This is a genomic window from Pseudomonas sp. 8(2025) (genome assembly GCF_052665325.1).
Genome location: NZ_JBQOIE010000027.1, coordinates 1 through 14,988 on the forward strand (window position 1 = coordinate 1; position 14,988 = coordinate 14,988).

A 14,988-nucleotide genomic window follows, 5' to 3' on the forward strand; every position below is an offset into this window, starting at 1 on the left:
GGGGTATAGCGCAGTCCGGTAGCGCGCCTGCTTTGGGAGCAGGATGTCAGGAGTTCGAATCCCCTTACCCCGACCATATTCACGAAAAAGGGCACCTCAATGAGGTGCCCTTTTTCGTATGCCCGTGGAAAAGTTCGCAGGCCCGCTGGCGTCGAGCCTGGGTAGGGTACCTACAGCCCTTGATGCCTCGATTGTGCTTGTGCTGAATGTTCTCCGTCGCTGTATTTGGCTGATGACTCGAGTCATGGCTGAAGCGGCGAGCCCTCTTTGTGGGGGAGGGCGTTTTCCAGGCAGTTGAGTCAACTGCCAATGATGTTGTACCGCGGTCCGTACGGCAGCCCGGTGATATTGCACGCACCGTGCTCGTCGACGATCAGGATGTCGTGTTCCCGATAACCGCCGGCACCGGGCAGGCCTTCGGGCAGCCTGATCATCGGTTCGATGGACACCACCATGCCGGGCTCAAGAATGGTCTCCACATCCTCACGAAACTCCAGCCCGGTCTCGCGCCCATAGTAGTGGTTGAGGATGCCGAACGAATGGCCATAGCCGAAGGTACGGTATTGCAGCAGGTCGTGCTCCAGGTAGAGGGCGTTCAGTTGTCGAGCGATATCGCTGCAGCGTGCGCCGGGCTTGACCAGTTGCAGCCCGGCTTCATGCACCTGGACGTTGATCTCCCACAATCGCAGGCAGGCGTCGGGGCAATGGCCGAGGAACAGCGTGCGCTCCAGGGCGGTGTAGTAGCCGGCGATCATCGGGAAGCAGTTGAGGCTCAGCACTTCTCCTGGGCTGACCCGTCTCGAGGTCAGTGGATTGTGTGCGCCATCGGTATTGAGCCCGGACTGAAACCAGGTCCAGGTATCCATCAGTTCGGCCCCCGGAAACGCCTCGGCAATCGCCCGCACCATGGCCTGGGTGGCGTGTCCGGCCACTTCGTATTCCGGTACCTGGTTGTGCAGGGCTTCGATGGCGGCGGCCCCGCCGATGTCTGCAATCCGCGCCCCCTGGCGGATCAGCGCTTGCTCTTCGGCGGACTTGAGCATGCGCAGGTTCATGCAGGGCGTGGCGATGTCCAGTAACTGTGCCTGGGGATAGAGCTCGGAAAAGGCCCGGTGATTGGGCAGGGTCAGATGATCGAACTCCAGCCCCAGGCGCGAAGCGCGGGGCAGGGCCTGCTTGACCGCGACGAAGAAATTGCCTCGCTGCCAGTCGGTGTAGATCACCTGGGCATCGCAGGTCGCCCGCCGCCCCGGTTGGCCGCCGTCGATATTGGCGCTGATCAGCACGCTGTGTTCCTGGGTCACCACGAGGGCGTACTGGCGGCCGAAGGAGCAATACAGGAAGCCGGCGTAGTAGTTGATGTTGTGGTACGAGGTGAACAGCGCGGCGTCAATGTCCTGTTGCGCCATGTAGGCCCGCAGGGCGCCCAGGCGTCGAGCGTATTCTTTGGGGGAGAAGGTGGCAGGGGCTTTGTCACCGTTGTGCAACTCAAGCGTCTGGGGCATCTGCATGGCCTGGGTCCTTGTCTGCTATGAGCGATGCATGGCGCCACACGGGGTGGGCCGTGACACTGCATTGCAGCAGATAGGGCGGGGGCAGGCATGTGCGGTACCGACCTTGAGCTGGTTGTCAGCGCTGTTTTGCGGGTCATGGCTATGGGCGCCGATGACGCTGGGGCAAGCGCTGGTTGTGCCGCAAACCTGGTATTTCTTATAGGTTTTGCCTGGCCCGTTGCTGCCGGGCGTGGCATTCTGGCCCTTCGCTGTTAAGGATCAACAGTAAGGAAGCGGCAAGGATGCAGAGCAGGCTCGCGGAATTTGATACCCATCTTTTGTCCGGAAACTCGCTGCATGAGCGAATGACGGGAACCATGACACTGGCCTCGGAACTGGGTTTCGATGCCCTGGTTTATGACTACAGCCCGGTGCCTTTCGATCAGGCAGGCGAGCTGATCATCCCCAGTGCCATGGTCTGCAATACCCCCAGAGACTGGCTGGAGCTCTGGTGCGATCAGGGTTACTACCATATCGACCCGGTCCAGCAGGTTGCTCTGGACAGCTCCTCGCCCTTTATCTGGTCCTACAAGCCCGAGGCGGAAACCGTCCTGCGTCAGGCCCTCGGGCAGCAGCACGCTCCGGTATCCAGTTACCTGCACCATCATCAAATGGCCCACGGCATGACCGTGCCCATCCATTTACCCAGGGGCGGTTTCGCCAGCCTCACCGGTTTGCGCTCCGGCAATGCCACGGTGGCATTACAGGACTTGCAACAGGTTCAGGGCCACTTCACCCTGCTTGCTCATGCGTTGCAGGAGCATCTCTATCCACAGCTCAGCAAATGCGTTCGCAGTTATCCGGTTGATCTGACCCGGCGTGAACGCGAGTGCCTGAAATGGGCTGCAGAGGGCATGACTTCCGGCGAGATTGCCGAGCGCCTGCAGCGTTCGCAGGCCACGATCAACCTGCACCTGACCTCGGCGATGCACAAGCTGGGCGCCAGGAATCGGGTTCAGGCGGTGGTTCGCGCGGTTCACTATCGCCTGCTGGGTAACTGAGGCGAGTAGCACAGGCTCTGCCGCACTGGAGGCGTCGGAGCGCGGAACGGAAGATTGAACGACACAGGCTGATTGTCATCAGGGAGCGATGCGCAATGAATGCAAGCAAACCACCACTGGAAGGCTATGCCTCCTTTGGCGTCCATCAGACGTGGTATCGGGTCACCGGGGATCTGCACAGCGGACTTACGCCCCTGGTGATTCTGCACGGCGGTCCGGGCTGCACCCATGACACCCTGGACGCCTTCAGGGATGTGGCCGCCAGTGGTCGGGCGATCGTTCAATTCGATCACCTGGGAAGTGGCCTCTCCACTCGTCTGGATGGCAAGCCGCCGTCGTTCTGGAGCCTTGAACTCTACCTGGAGCAGCTGGACAACCTCCTGGACCACCTGCGCATCAGCCAGGACTACGCCCTGCTGGGTCACTCCTGGGGAGCTGCGCTGGCCAGCGAGCACGGGGTGCGCGCGCCGGCCGGCTTGCGTGCGCTGATCCTGGCCAATGCGCCAGCCGACATGCGCACCTGGGAAGCCGAGACCCTGAAACTGCGCGCAGCCCTGCCTGAGGAGGCGTTGCAGGTGCTGACCTGGCATGAGCAGCCGGGCTCCCCTCGTGGCGCCGAATATGTGCAGGCCTGGCAGTTGTACTTTGAACGGCATGTATGTCGGCTGCGCCCGTGGCCTGAAGAGGTGGCGCGGATGTTTGCCCAGGGCCGTGGTACCGATGGCGCGGAGCGGGGGGGAGGTTTTCCGCTGATGGACAACCTGCGGGACTGGAGCATCGTCGAGCGCCTGGGACGCATCGAGGTGCCGACGCTTTTGATCTGTGGCCGCTACGATGAAGCCACGCCAGTTGTGGTCAGCCCCTACCTGGAGAAGATTCCCGGCATTCGCCTGGCGTTGTTCGAACACTCCAGCCACATGCCCCACGTCGAGGAGCGGGTCGCCTGCATGGGCACCGTCGTGAATTTTCTCGATGAATGCCTGTAACCGTACGCCAGCAGCCCCCGCTACGTTACGTAGCGGGGGCGTGGTTTTTCAGGGGCCTAGTGCAGCTTCAGGCGTGGATCGGTACCGCGGCCGATTCGGCTGCCAAGCATCAGCATCGCGGTGCGGAAGACTCCGTACAGCGCCATCTGGTGCATGCGATACAGCGAGATGTAGAACATCCGCGCCAGCCAGCCTTCGAGCATCACGCTGCCAGTGAGGTTGCCCATCAAGTTGCCCACCGCCGAGAAGCGCGACAGCGAGATCAGTGAGCCGTAGTCGGTGTACTTGTAGGTCGGCAGGTCCTTGCCTTCGATGCGCAGCTTCAGCGACTTGGCCAGCAACGAGGCTTGCTGGTGCGCGGCCTGGGCCCGTGGCGGCACATTACGGTCGCTGCCTGGTTGCGGGCAGGCGGCGCAGTCGCCGAAGGCAAAGATGTTCTCGTCGCGAGTGGTCTGCAGGGTCGGTAGTACCTGCAGTTGGTTGATGCGGTTGGTCTCCAGGCCGTCGATGTCCTTGAGGAAGCCTGGCGCGCGAATGCCCGCGGCCCAGACCTTGAGGCTGGCGGGAATGGTCTGGCCGTCGGCGGTGATCAGGCTGTCGGCGGTCACTTCGCTGACCGAGGCGTTGGTCAGCACCTTGACCCCGAGTTTCTCCAGGGTCTTGTGCACCGGGCCGCTGATGCGTTCGGGCAGGGCAGGCAGCACCCGTGGCCCGGCCTCGATCAGGGTGATGTGCATGTTTTCCGGGAGAATCCGGTCCAGCCCGTAGGCCGCCAGTTCATGGGCCGCGTTGTGCAGTTCTGCCGCCAGTTCCACGCCAGTGGCGCCGGCGCCGACGATGGCCACGCTGATCTGCTCCACGGCATCGGTCTGCCCGGCATGGGCTCGCAAGTAGTGGTTGAGCAGTTGCTGGTGGAAGCGCTCGGCCTGCTTGCGGGTGTCGAGGAACAGGCAATGCTGGGCCGCGCCCTGGGTGCCAAAGTCGTTGGTGGTGCTGCCCACGGCGATCACCAGGGTGTCGTAGCCCAGCTCCCGGGCCGGCAACAGCTCCACGCCTTCTTCGTCGTAGGTGGCGGCCAGTTGGATCTTCTTGCGCTGCCGATCGAGCCCGCTCATGCGGCCCAGCTGGAACTCGAAGTGGTTCCATTTTGCTTGGGCGACGTAGTTGAGTTCGTCTTCGGAAGAGTTCAGGGAACCGGCAGCCACTTCGTGAAGCAGCGGTTTCCAGATGTGGGTCAGGTTGGCGTCCACCAGCATCACACTGGCGGTGCCGCGCTTGCCCAGAGTCTTACCCAGGCGGGTCGCCAACTCCAGGCCGCCGGCGCCGCCGCCAACGATGACAATACGATGAGTCATGGGGATATCTCGCAAGGCTAAAAGAAATCGGTGCAGTCAACCGAGCGAGCGCGAAGCAGCTCATAGCGTCAGGTAACTGATGAAACGGCTCAACAGGCCCAGGGCGACAGTCACCGCAATCACCACCACGAGGAGCATCCACGGCCGGAAGGGCCGGCGCTCGACTCGATGCTGGGGCAGTTGCAGGTATTCTTCGACATGGCGTTGGTCGTCGGGGTTCAGGCGGCTGCTCATAAAAGACCTCGTCAGATAGACGTCGCAACGTTGAGGAATGTTACAGCGCGGTGTTATCCGGCATGAACGGAGCATAGCCGCTGCCGCGTGAGGGCTCGCTGGCACGGGCCCGGCGTTGGCAGGCAAGTGTGCTTTTTTACCATTGCCGGGCGGATTGCGCCATGGCTACACAGGCCGCATTGACCGGCGTTACAAACTGATGCCGACGTCGAAGAGGATGCTGCGGCCCAGGTTGCTGCGCAGGAACTCCGGTGCATCCGGGTGGGCGAACAGCACGCGGGCGAACGTCGGCCCCACCAGGGACAGCGAGCGCCAGCCCTGGCGCAGGTATTCGGTGGGGGGCGGGAAGTGGCTGTTGAGATCCAGGACTTCGCGTTTCAGGGCGGCGAAGGCAATGATGTCCAGCTCGCCGAGGTTCATTCCGCGCTCCTGATAGTTGTGGGCCTTCTTGCGCAAGGTCGGTGCCAGGCGCAGCAACAGTTCGCTGGCCGGGATGCGCTTGGGCTTGGCTTCGCGGCGCACCAGCTGGCTCAGGGAGAACGCGCTGCGCCGGCGCTGCAGTTCGTCGCGCCATTCATCGTTGAGCCTGCGGCCTTCGTCGAGGACGAAGAACACTTCGAAGCTGGCCTCGCGAAACAGCACATCGGGGGGCTCTTGCCCGGCGGCGGTGAACTCGTCGTTGCGGTAGGGAATGTTCAGGCCTTGCAGCAGGCGCTGGCAGACCCAACGCTCACGCTCCCATTTGCGGGCATTGGACAGGAACGCGTTGGCTTGTTCGGCCTGGATGGTAAGCAGGCGCAAAAAATCTGAGTCATCCATACCCCCAAGCTTAGCGCTCAAATATGACCTTAAAAACCACAGCCGTGCAAAAACCTCCGCAGGCGTCGCCGGCAACCTCGCTGGAGCCTGCCCAGGGGCGGTGTAGACTGTTTGCCGTCCAACCATTCGATAAGGAGTGCGCAGTGAAGCGCTGGTCAATGCTGTTGCTGGCCCTGTTGCCGTTGTGGGCCCAGGCCCTGGAAATAGGAGAGCGCCTGGCGCCCTGGACCCTGCTGGATCAATTCGACCAGCCCTACAGCCTCGATTCCCAGGCGCGGATCCTGTTGGTGGCACGCAGCATGGATGCCGCCAAAGTGGTGAATGCGGCGCTCAAGGACAAACCCAAGGGCTACCTGCAGGAGCGCCACGGGGTGTTTGTCGCCGATATCCAGCGCATGCCGACAGTGATCGCCAAACTGTTTGCGGTGCCGGCCATGAAGGATTACCCCTACCGAGTGATGCTCGATCGCGATGGGCGCGTGGCACCACGCTATCCCGCCGCCGAGGATCAGGTGCTGTGGCTGCAACTGCAGGATGGGCAACTGGTCGCCCGGCAGGCGTTCGCCACGGCCGCGCAATTGGCTGCGGCGCTGGAACGGGCCCAGCCATGATCAGCGCGGCGCTGCTGTCGCCGCAAAGCCTGATTGGCGGCTGGCTGCTGTATGTGCCAGTACTGATCTGGGCGGTACTGCGGGCGCCCTGGGTCGAGCTGTTTACCGACAGCCGGCGCCAGCACTTGCTGTTTGGCACGGTGTTCGCCTTGTTTCTGCTGTGGCTGGTGCGCCGGGATTTCGACACGGGGGTCTCCTACCACTTCATCGGCATGACCGCAGTAACCCTGCTGCTGGACTGGCCGCTGGCGATAGTTGGCGGCTTGATCGCACAGTTGGGCCTGCTGGCCCTGGGCCGGCAGGACCTGGCGGCGCTGGGGGTCAATGGAACCTTGCTGATCCTGCTGCCGGTGGCGGTCACCGAGGCCTGCGCCTGCCTGGTGGAACGGGCCCAGCCGCGCAATCCCTTCGTCTATATCTTCTGCTCGGGGTTCTTTGCCGCGGCACTCTCGGCATTGTTATGCCTGCTCTGCGGCCTGGGCCTGCTGTGGTTCGACGAACGCTTTGCCATGCCCGAATGGCTGGAAGATTTTGTCGGCTACCTGTGGCTGATCATCTTCCCGGAAGCCTTTATCAACGGCATGGTGATCAGCGCCCTGGTGGTGTTCTGCCCGGAATGGCTGGAAACCTTCAACCGTACCCGCTACCTGTCGGCGCCCTGGAAAGACGAGGATCCGCGCCCTTGATCCATATCAATCCACGGTGTTTTGCCGGGCTGCATGCTCGGCAAAAATCTCAGGAGTGCGGTCATGAGTGTCTACCAGTGGGCCCGGCAGGAAGTGCGCGACAGTCTGCACAATGCTCAGCAGGAAGGTTTTGAACCGGGGTTGAGCCTGCGCGCCCTGCTCAGTGCGGTGGTGCAGCAAAGCAAGAGTGTGCGCAGCATCGAGGACCTGGCAGACGAGCTGCAGTTTCTAGCGGAAAACCTCGACGACGATCAGGACTACAGCTTCATGCGGCCCTGACCGGCGCCGGGGTGAGCACTCAGTGAGCGCGAGGGGGCAGCTCTTCGGAGAACAGCTCGTCCTCGGCATCCGGGCTCACCGGAATCTTGTGCTCCTCGGCAGCCCAGGCGCCCAGGTCGATCAGCTTGCAGCGATCGGAACAGAAGGGCCGGTTGATGTTGGTCGCGGTCCATTCCACAGGGGCGCCACAGGTTGGGCATTCGACGGTCAGGGGTTGGCTCATGACTGGCCTCCACGCAAAGTTAGGTAAAAGTGATGCAGGCGCTCGACCTCGCTGCGCAACCAGGCGTGGTCGCGGTCGTTGACCAGCACGTCATCGGCATGGCGCAGGCGTTCCTCACGGCTGGCCTGGGCCTGGAGAATCGCCTGGACCTGCTGTTCGCTGATCTGGTCGCGCCGCAGGGTACGCTCGATCTGCAGTTGCTGGGGCACGTCGATCACCAGAATCCGCTGGGTCATCCGCGACTGGCCGGATTCGATCAGCAGCGGCGACACCAGGATTGCGTAGGGCGATTCGGCGCGGGCCAGGTGGCTGACAATTTCCTCGGCGATCAGCGGGTGCAGCAGGGCTTCCAGCCAGCGACGCTGTTCGGGCACCTCGAAGATCAGCTTGCGCAGAGCCGCGCGATCCAGTTGGCCGTCGGCCTGCAGCACGCCTTGGCCAAAGTGCCGGGCAATCTGTTCCAGGGCCGGGCGGCCGGGCTCCACCACCCAGCGGGCGGCATGATCGGCATCGATCACATGCACCCCCAGGTCGATGAAGTGCTGGGCGGCGGCACTTTTGCCGCTGCCGATGCCGCCGGTCAGGCCGAGGGTCCAGGGTGTGTTAACGGAGCGAGTCATTGGAAACCGACAAACTGCAGATAGAAGTCGGTTATTTGACCACCCCAGAGCAAGGCAATCCAGCCGGCAATGGCCAGAAAGGGTCCAAAGGGGATTGGCGTCGAAGTCTTTTCCCGGCGCAGGCGCAGCAGGATCGTGCCGAGAATCGCCCCCAACAGGGATGACAGTAGCAGGGTCAGCGGCAGGATCTGCCAGCCGCCCCAGGCCCCGAACAGGGCCAGCAGCTTGAAATCACCGTGGCCCATGCCCTCCTTGCCGGTCAGCAGCTTGAACAGCCAGAACACCGACCACAGGAACAGGTAGCCGATCACCGTCCCCCACAGCGCATCCTCCAGGCTGATCAGCAGGCTGAAGCTGTTGGCGATCAGCCCCAGCCATAACAGTGGCAGCACCAGCACATCCGGCAGCAGCTGGTGATCGGCGTCGATCAGGCTCATTGCCAGCAGCCCCCAACTGAGGATCAGCATCAGCCCGGCCGCCCAGCCGAAGCCGAAGTGCCAGGCGATAAAACCCGAGATCAGCCCGCAGGCCAGTTCGGTCAACGGGTAGCGCGGGCTGATGGAGCTATTGCAGTGGGCGCAGCGGCCACGTAGCCACAGGTAACTGAGCAGCGGAATGTTTTCCCAGGGGCGGATCGGCTGCGCACAGTGCGGGCACTGGGAGTGCGGCAGCATCAGGTTGTAGGGCGCAGCCACAGGTTCCGGCTCCAGCCCCAGCACGTCGCGGGCCTGGGCTCGCCAGTCGCGTTCGAGCATTTTCGGCAGGCGCCACACCAGCACGTTGAGAAAGCTGCCGACGATCAGGCCCAATACCAGGGCCGCAGCCACGAAGGCCATGGGGTAGAGAGTGAGGGCGTCAGTCAGGGGCATGTTCAGATCGCTGTACCGAGTTGGAAGATAGGCAGGTACATGGCAACCACCAGGGCGCCGACGATACCCCCCAGGACCACCATGATCAACGGCTCCATGAGGCTGGTCAGGCTGTCCACCAGGTTGTCCACCTCGACCTCGTAATGGATCGCGACTTTTTCCAGCAGATGATCCAGGGTTCCGGACTCTTCGCCGATGGCGGTCATCTGGATCGCCATGGTCGGGAAGACCCCGCTGGCGCGCATGGCAAAGTTCAATTGCATGCCGGCGGCGACCTGCTGGCGGATCCGTTGCACCGCTTGCCTGAAGACAGGGTTGCCGCTGGCTCCAGCCACTGAATCCAGGGCCTGCACCAGGGGAACGCCGGCGGCGAAGGTGGTGGCCAGGGTCCGTGCGTAGCGGGCCACCGCGGATTTATGCAGCAGTGGCCCGGCCAGGGGCATGTGCAAAAGGCCGACATCCAGGCGGTCACGCAAGCTCGGGGAGCGCTGATAGGCCAGGCGCGCCGCAAGCCCGCCCAGCACACCGGCGGCCAGCAGCAGCGCCCCCTGCTGCTGGATGAAATGTGACAGAGCGATGACCCACTGGGTGAGCAGTGGCAACTCGGCATTGAAACCGGCGAACAAGCTCTGGAACTGGGGGACCACCTTGAGCAGCAGGATGCTGCTGACCACGACCGCCACGCCGATCACCGCCAAGGGATAGACCATGGCTTTCTTCAGCCGCGCCTTCAGGTTCTCGCTCTTTTCCTTATAGGTGGCGACTCTCTCCAGCAGGGTATCCAGGGCGCCGGCCTGCTCGCCGGCGTCCACCAGGTTGCAGTACAGCGGGTCGAAGTGGCGCGGTTGTCTGCGCAATGCCGCGGCCAGGCTGGAGCCGGCCTCGATGTCGCGCTTGAGGCTGGCCAGCAGTTGGCGCATCTGCGGATGCTCGAAACTTTCGGCAATGATGTCGAAGGATTGCAGCAGCGGCACCCCGGCCTGCATCAGCGTGGCCAGCTGCCGGGTGAGCAGGGCAATGTCCCGTGCCCCTACTCGCTGATGCAGGCGCAGCCAGCCCTTGGGTTTGCGTCGGATTCGGGTTGGGGTGATGCCCTGTCTGCGCAATTGCGCCCTGATCAGGGCCGGGGTCGCGGCGCTGAGTTCTCCGGTGAGGGGGCGGCCCTGGCTGTCGGTGCCGTGCCAGAGATAGACACTGGTCGCGGGTGCTTTTACCGCCATGGTTCGATCCTTGGTGCAAGGGTGGATAGGGAGGCGCAAGCGCCCTGCTGTGTTCGAACGGGTGATAGATCACCCTGACCCCCGGACGTTCCTTGGTGGGCGCGCGAGCCGACTGTCGGGTCGCCATGCACCTGTCCAAGCCTAGCTGGCGAGGCGCTGCCGGAGAGGGGCAGGGGCTGACGAAATTTGTCAGTTTGTGCGACTCCTTGCGCTCAAGGCCATGGGCTATCGCGCCTGCAGGCCACGTAATCCGTGGGTTATCCCCTGGCACAGGCTGTGCTTCACGCCTTTGTGCTCATGCAACATTCGTCCATGCCAGGAGGCAACCCATGAAACATCAATCCGGTTTTACCCTGATCGAATTGCTGGTGGTGGTAGCCATCATCGGCATCCTCGCCACCGTGGCGATGCCGATGTATGCCAAGTACCAGGCGCGGGCCAAGGTGATTGCCGCCCTGGCCGAGGCGTCGGCCCTGAAGGTCAACGTCGAGGATCTGCTGAACCAGGGGACCGATCCGACCCTGGCCCTGGCCGGGGGCACGGCCCAGACCGCCAACTGCCGGATGAGTGCCGGCGGGACGGCGGCCACCGGTGAAGGCAGCATTGGCTGCACCCTGCTCAATGCGCCGGGGCCGGTGCTGAACAAGACCCTGACCCTGACCCGTTCGGCGACTTCAGGATGGACATGCACCACCACTGTGGAGGCCGACTATGCGCCCAAAGGCTGTGGTGCGGAGGGGGCTTGAGGAGGCTTTTCACGATTGGCCAGGCCGCGCTGAAAAAGCCGCAACTTGCATGCAGATTGGCGGGCAGTCATGCATTTTGCATGATGCCGAATTATTTTGGATTTTATAACTTATTGATTTTTATGAATATTTATAGGCTCCCAGACTTGGCACAGCATCTGCAATATCCCTCATAACCCTGTTGCCAGGACACGGCGCAGGCTTTCTTAAAGAACAGGAGTTACTCGTATGAAGAAGTTCGCTATCGCTGCCGCAACTGCTACCGCTCTGACCCTGACCATGGCTAACGCAGCATTTGCGCAGACCACTCAAAACACCCAGTCGCCCATGGTGGTGGCTGCCGGTGAAGTGACCAAGGCCAAAGAGGCCACCTCCGATACCTGGATCACCACCAAAGTGAAAAGCGATCTGGTAACCGAGAAAGGCATTCCTGGCACCGACATCAAGGTTGAAACCAACAAGGGCGTTGTTTCGCTGTCGTCCACTGTTGCGGTAACCGAGGCTCAGAAAGCTACCGCCGTGGCCATCACCAAGAAAATCAAAGGCGTCAAGGCAGTTTCCGCTGACGGCCTGAAAGCCGAGTAACACTCACGCTTCTCGCCTGGACAGGGAGAGGGTGCGGTAGACGAGCCGAGTGATACGTCTGCCGCTTCTCAAAAGGGTTCATGCGGAAGATCACAAGGACGTGATCATTACAGGCCCCGGCACTGAGTGTCGGGGCCTGTTCTATTGTGGGCGCCAAGGCAGGCGCTGCAGGAGAGACCGGCCGGGCTGGGTGGAGCCCGGCGCGAGAGGTTTATTCGCTGTCCAGGTGCAGCGGGGTGACGACCCGGCCATCGCTTTCGGCCTGGCCCAGGTTGGCATCGATGAAGTAGACCCGGTCGTCGGCCAGTTGGCCCTTGTCCACCAGGAAGTCCTTGATGCTGCTGGCGCGCTCCTGACCCAGTTGTCGCAACAGCACGTCGCTGCTGCTCCAGAACTTGATCAAACCTTCACGCAGCTTGGCGCTGCGTTCGTCGCGGCTGAGCTGGGTCCATTCCGCCGGCGGCTGCTGTTTCAGGCGGGTGCGGTAGATGCCTTCCAGCAGAGGGGCCTTTTCGCCCTCGGGAACCTGCAGCAGGGACGCCTGGGCGGGGACCTTGTCACCGCGGCGCTGGAGGATCTTGTAGTAGTTGTACTGGTATTCGCGCTCCAGCCGCTGCTCGGCGATCAGCGGGCCGTCACTGCTCTGGGCGCTGGTACCTTCGATTTCCAGGCGCAGGGTCGGACGCTCCTTGAGCGCCTTGGCCAGGGTGGTCAGGGCCGACTCGGATTCCTTGCTCAGGTCGCTGGAGCCTGGAGCGAAGGACACGTTGCTCAGGTCTTCCGAGCCACCACCGCTGACCAGCCCGCCAATGAACTTGAAGGGTGCCTGGGCGGCGCGCAGCACCAGATTGCGCAGGGTCTGCCAGACAATCGGCATCACGCTGAACTGCGGGTTGTTCAAATCACCGGAGATAGGCAGCTCGATGGAGATCTTGCCGTCCGTATCTTTCAGCAAGGCCACTGCCAGGCGGATCGGCAGATCCACGGCGTCCGGGCTGTCGACCTTTTCCCCCAGTTGCAACTGCTCGACCACCAGTTTGTTCTCGGCCTTGAGCTGGCCCTTGGTGATCATGTAGTGCAGGTCGAGGTTGAGCCGGCCCTTGCGGATGCGGAAACCGGCGAATTTCCCGGAGTAGGGGGTCAGGGTGGTCAGTTCCACTCGTTTGAAGCTGGTGGCGATATCCAGGGCGGCCATCGGATCGAACGGGTTGACGCTGCCCTTGATGGTCACCGGCGCATAGCGGTCGACCTTGCCCTTGACGTCCACGTCTGCCGGCTTGGCCTGGCGGCTGTCGATGGTGCCGACATGGCCGTTGAGCTGCTGGATGGCGGTAGCGAAGTTCGGCGTCAGGCTCAGGTCGGCGAAGTTCGCCGAACCGTCGTTGATGGCGATTTCACCGATGTGGATGCCCAGGGGCTTGCTTGAGCTGGGCTCGGCCTTCGTCGAGGATTTGCCACCACTGCTGGGTGGTTGTGGAATCAGCAGGTCGTCGATATTGGTGGTGCGGTCATCGTTGATGATGAAACGTGCATAGGGCTGCATCAGGTTGACCCGGCTGATGGTCAGGCTGTCACCGTGCTGATAGTTCAGGCCTTCGACCACCAGTTGTTTCCATTTCACGAAGTCGCGGGTCTTGAGGGTGTCCAGGGTGTGCAACTGGTCCACATTGGCCCGGCCGGTGACGCTGAAAGTCAGGGGTTCGACTTTCTTCAGGTCCACTGCCAGGTCACTGCCGAGCATGCCGCTGCGCAGTTCCAGGCGGATGAACGGGCTGATATAGGACTGGGCGACGCGCAGATCGATGTCCCGGGTCTGCACCTTGAGTTTGGCGCTGACGGGGTTGAGGTTGACCTCGCCGGTGGCGTTGACCTTGCCTTGTTTGCCCAGGCCGGTATCGAGCTTGAGGGTGAAGGGTGACTGGTTGAGGCTGTCGAAGTTCTGCAGGTCCAGGTTCAGCGGCCCCAGCTCCAGGGCTACGGCGGGCTTGGCCTTGCGATCGGCCAGGTGCACCTGGTAGTTGCGCAGTTGCACGTCCTTGAGCAGCACCTGCCAGGGTTTGCCTGGTACTGCCGGTTCCTTGGGGGCGTCGGCGGCGGCCGGCTCGGGTTTTGGCGCCGGTTTGGCCGGCTGACTGGCGAAGAGCTTTTGCCAGTCCAACTGGCCATCGGCTTCAAGGGCGGCCCAGGTTTCGAGCTTTTGGCTGCGGACCTTGCCGACAATCACGTGCTGCTTGGCCAGGTCGACTGTGGTTTCGCTGACGTCCAGGCGCTCCAGGCGCGCCAGTGGGCGACCGTCCGGGGCCTTGATGGCAAAGGGCGCGACGCTGATGGAGGTGTTGTCCAGCAGCAGCTCGGTTTCCTTGGTCAGGCTGAATTTGTAGTGGGTACTGAGGTTGACCACGCCGTCTTCCAGCACCAGCGGCACCGCATCGCGCACATAGGGCCACCAGGCTTTCATCTTGCCGTCGGTGACTTTCAAGGTGCCTTCGGAGGTCAGCGGCGTCACGCTGAAGTTGCCGCTCCAGTCGATCTGCCCGCCCTCGGGGCCGGTGGCCACCAGCGTCATGTCGGCGCTGTCGTCCGGCAGGGTACTGAGGTTCTTCAGCTCAAAATCGAGCTTGTTGTAGAGGAATTCGATGGGTTCGCTGGGGCGCAGGTCCTGGAAATGCAGGTAGCCGCCGGCCAGCTTGATGCGTTCGATGCGTACCGGGAAGGGTTTGGCGTTGGGGTCGCTTGGGGTCGGTTCGCTGGCCGGCAGCTTGAACAGGGCCAGGAGGTTGAGCTTGCCTTCCTTGTCGAAGAGGATTTCGGTCTTGGGCTGGTCCAGCTCGACATCCGCCAGGTGCAGCGCGCGTTTCCACAGGCTGTCCAATTGCAGATTGGCGTAGAGGCGATCGAAGGCGATCTGCTCCTTGCCCGGTTCACCGATGCTCAGGCCCCAGAGGGTCAGCTCCAGGCTGAAGGGGTTGAGCTCGATGCGCTGGATATGGGCTGGGGTGGTGGCGTAGTTGGCCAATTGCTGGTTGGCCACCCGCAAGGCAATGCCCGGCAGAATCAGAAAGCCCAGCAGACTGTAAAGGGCGAGAGCGGTCAACAAGGCGCAAAGAGCGCGAATCAATCCTTTGGTCATGCGAGGCTTCATCTATCTGAATCGGAAGTGCCTTGGAGTATGGCACGCGTTTACGGTTCCGAAACCACTCC

16 protein-coding genes are annotated in these 14,988 nt (G+C 62.5%); 7 read left to right on the top strand and 9 right to left on the bottom strand.

All coding sequences use genetic code 11. The features are described from left to right. Nucleotides 1–299: 299 nt before the first annotated feature. Nucleotides 300–1,511 (bottom strand): aminopeptidase P family protein, encoded by a 1,212-nt coding sequence (locus ACUXVH_RS29895; RefSeq protein WP_065363665.1) that lies wholly within the window; start codon nt 1,509–1,511, stop codon nt 300–302. A 284-nt stretch (nt 1,512–1,795) separates the two neighbouring features. Between ACUXVH_RS29895 and ACUXVH_RS29900 the strand changes: the two genes are divergently transcribed. Both ACUXVH_RS29900 and ACUXVH_RS29905 read left to right on the top strand, forming a co-directional pair. Beyond that, complete coding sequence (locus tag ACUXVH_RS29900; protein WP_011063531.1) at nt 1,796–2,554, top strand: LuxR family transcriptional regulator; 759 nt, start codon at nt 1,796–1,798, stop codon at nt 2,552–2,554. Between the two features lie 95 nt (nt 2,555–2,649). Beyond that, nucleotides 2,650–3,540, top strand: coding sequence for a proline iminopeptidase-family hydrolase (locus ACUXVH_RS29905; protein ID WP_065363667.1), 891 nt, complete (start codon nt 2,650–2,652; stop codon nt 3,538–3,540). Between the two features lie 56 nt (nt 3,541–3,596). Here the strand turns inward: ACUXVH_RS29905 and ACUXVH_RS29910 are convergent, their stop codons facing one another. The 3 genes from ACUXVH_RS29910 to ACUXVH_RS29920 all read right to left on the bottom strand — a co-directional run bounded on the left by ACUXVH_RS29910 (nt 3,597) and on the right by ACUXVH_RS29920 (nt 5,948). Beyond that, nucleotides 3,597–4,895 carry an NAD(P)/FAD-dependent oxidoreductase gene (locus ACUXVH_RS29910; RefSeq protein ID WP_011063529.1) on the bottom strand — a complete coding sequence of 433 codons (1,299 nt, stop codon included), beginning with the start codon at nt 4,893–4,895 and terminating at the stop codon, nt 3,597–3,599. A gap of 60 nt (nt 4,896–4,955) precedes the next feature. Beyond that, complete coding sequence (locus ACUXVH_RS29915) at nt 4,956–5,129, bottom strand: DUF3094 family protein (RefSeq protein ID WP_015637073.1); 174 nt, start codon at nt 5,127–5,129, stop codon at nt 4,956–4,958. Between the two features lie 189 nt (nt 5,130–5,318). After that, nucleotides 5,319–5,948 (bottom strand): DUF1780 domain-containing protein, encoded by a 630-nt coding sequence (locus ACUXVH_RS29920; protein ID WP_011063528.1) that lies wholly within the window; start codon nt 5,946–5,948, stop codon nt 5,319–5,321. 143 nt (nt 5,949–6,091) lie between these two features. Between ACUXVH_RS29920 and ACUXVH_RS29925 the strand changes: the two genes are divergently transcribed. The 3 genes from ACUXVH_RS29925 (at nt 6,092) to ACUXVH_RS29935 (ending at nt 7,524) form a co-directional block, all read left to right on the top strand. Further along, nucleotides 6,092–6,559, top strand: a complete 468-nt coding sequence (locus tag ACUXVH_RS29925; RefSeq protein ID WP_026019989.1) for a hypothetical protein — start codon at nt 6,092–6,094, stop codon at nt 6,557–6,559. Next, entirely contained in the window at nt 6,556–7,245 is a 690-nt protein-coding gene (locus tag ACUXVH_RS29930) for an energy-coupling factor ABC transporter permease (RefSeq protein ID WP_053153931.1), read from the top strand. Before ACUXVH_RS29925 ends, ACUXVH_RS29930 begins: the two co-directional genes overlap by 4 nt. A gap of 63 nt (nt 7,246–7,308) precedes the next feature. Then, on the top strand, nt 7,309–7,524 hold the full coding sequence (locus tag ACUXVH_RS29935) for a hypothetical protein (protein WP_011063525.1): 216 nt from the start codon (nt 7,309–7,311) through the stop codon (nt 7,522–7,524). Between the two features lie 19 nt (nt 7,525–7,543). On the opposite strand, the gene yacG is transcribed toward ACUXVH_RS29935, so the two are convergent. Genes yacG through ACUXVH_RS29955 form a run of 4 tightly spaced genes read right to left on the bottom strand, consistent with a single transcriptional unit; the run spans nt 7,544 to nt 10,456 of the window. Next, nucleotides 7,544–7,747: a DNA gyrase inhibitor YacG gene (gene yacG / locus ACUXVH_RS29940; RefSeq protein WP_015637069.1), complete on the bottom strand. Its 204-nt coding sequence runs from the start codon at nt 7,745–7,747 to the stop codon at nt 7,544–7,546. Further along, nucleotides 7,744–8,367, bottom strand: coding sequence for a dephospho-CoA kinase (gene coaE, locus ACUXVH_RS29945; RefSeq protein WP_065363668.1), 624 nt, complete (start codon nt 8,365–8,367; stop codon nt 7,744–7,746). Before coaE ends, yacG begins: the two co-directional genes overlap by 4 nt. Further along, on the bottom strand, nt 8,364–9,236 hold the full coding sequence (locus tag ACUXVH_RS29950) for a prepilin peptidase (protein ID WP_065363669.1): 873 nt from the start codon (nt 9,234–9,236) through the stop codon (nt 8,364–8,366). The genes coaE and ACUXVH_RS29950 overlap by 4 nt, the downstream gene beginning before the upstream one ends. Nucleotides 9,237–9,238: 2 nt before the next feature. Continuing rightward, nucleotides 9,239–10,456, bottom strand: coding sequence for a type II secretion system F family protein (locus tag ACUXVH_RS29955; protein ID WP_065363670.1), 1,218 nt, complete (start codon nt 10,454–10,456; stop codon nt 9,239–9,241). Nucleotides 10,457–10,785: 329 nt separating this feature from the next. Here ACUXVH_RS29955 and ACUXVH_RS29960 point away from each other — a divergent pair, with 329 nt between their 5' ends. Then, nucleotides 10,786–11,202, top strand: a complete 417-nt coding sequence (locus ACUXVH_RS29960; RefSeq protein ID WP_011063520.1) for a pilin — start codon at nt 10,786–10,788, stop codon at nt 11,200–11,202. A gap of 228 nt (nt 11,203–11,430) precedes the next feature. After that, a complete protein-coding gene (locus ACUXVH_RS29965) occupies nt 11,431–11,787 on the top strand; it encodes a BON domain-containing protein (protein ID WP_011063519.1) in 357 nt (118 codons plus the stop codon). A 211-nt stretch (nt 11,788–11,998) separates the two neighbouring features. Here the strand turns inward: ACUXVH_RS29965 and ACUXVH_RS29970 are convergent, their stop codons facing one another. Beyond that, nucleotides 11,999–14,917, bottom strand: coding sequence for a DUF748 domain-containing protein (locus ACUXVH_RS29970; RefSeq protein WP_065363671.1), 2,919 nt, complete (start codon nt 14,915–14,917; stop codon nt 11,999–12,001). Between the last annotated feature and the right edge of the window lie 71 nt (nt 14,918–14,988).